Raw genomic sequence first — 738 nt, forward strand, 5'->3', positions numbered from 1 at the left:
CAAGCTTCTGCAGACCACTTTCACCACCAAAACTCACTGCAAACCAAAAATGCCACGCGGCATGAATCCCGCTTAAACGCCTTGTTATGCTTAAGCTTCAATGGCTTACGTTTTACTAAAAACAAGATTAACTCGACTTCGATTCACAAACAAAAGCCAAAAACCAAAAAACTGAAATGACTCATGATTTTGAAAATCAGACTTTGAACTTTGGCAGCTAAAACGAAAAAACCTAAGATCAAATTTCTGATTGAGCCAACCGTCCTAACCTCGCGATTGCCCGAAAATTGATTGAGGCAACACTCAGAATTTTCAGCGCCAAAGAATTGATGTCCGAAAAACAGCGCTCAAAACAGCCAACTTGCCGACAAACACCGAACTGAAAAGCCGAGGGAACAAAGAAAAACCATAAACCACTGATTTTACGTGATTAAGCATAACGCCGCGTTAAGGGGTGAATGCCGCCTAAACCAACCTTCCGCAGACCACTTTCACCACCAAAACCAACCGCATACCAAAAATGCCACGCGGCATGAATCCCGCTTAAACGCCTTGTTATGCTTAAGCTTCAATGAGTTACGTTTTACTCAAAACAAGATTAACTCGACTTTGATTTACAAACAAAAACCAAAACGTAGAAAACCGAAATGAATCATAGTTTTGATAATCAGACTAGGAATTTTGGCAAATCTGGTTTGAAGTTTGAAAACCTAAAATGGATTTCTGATTGAGCCAACC

2 protein-coding genes are annotated in these 738 nt (G+C 40.4%); both read right to left on the reverse strand.

Features of this window, described 5'->3' with window-relative positions:
• The coding region (locus CIK04_RS32285; RefSeq protein WP_128824801.1) for a DUF3265 domain-containing protein at window positions 1–88 on the reverse strand (88 nt) is incomplete at its 3' end.
• Between the two features lie 342 nt (window positions 89–430).
• Window positions 431–559: a DUF3265 domain-containing protein gene (locus tag CIK04_RS32295; RefSeq protein ID WP_080722320.1), complete on the reverse strand. Its 129-nt coding sequence runs from the start codon at window positions 557–559 to the stop codon at window positions 431–433.
• Window positions 560–738: the final 179 nt, after the last annotated feature.

The sequence above is a fragment of the Vibrio sp. 03_296 genome (assembly GCF_002265885.1).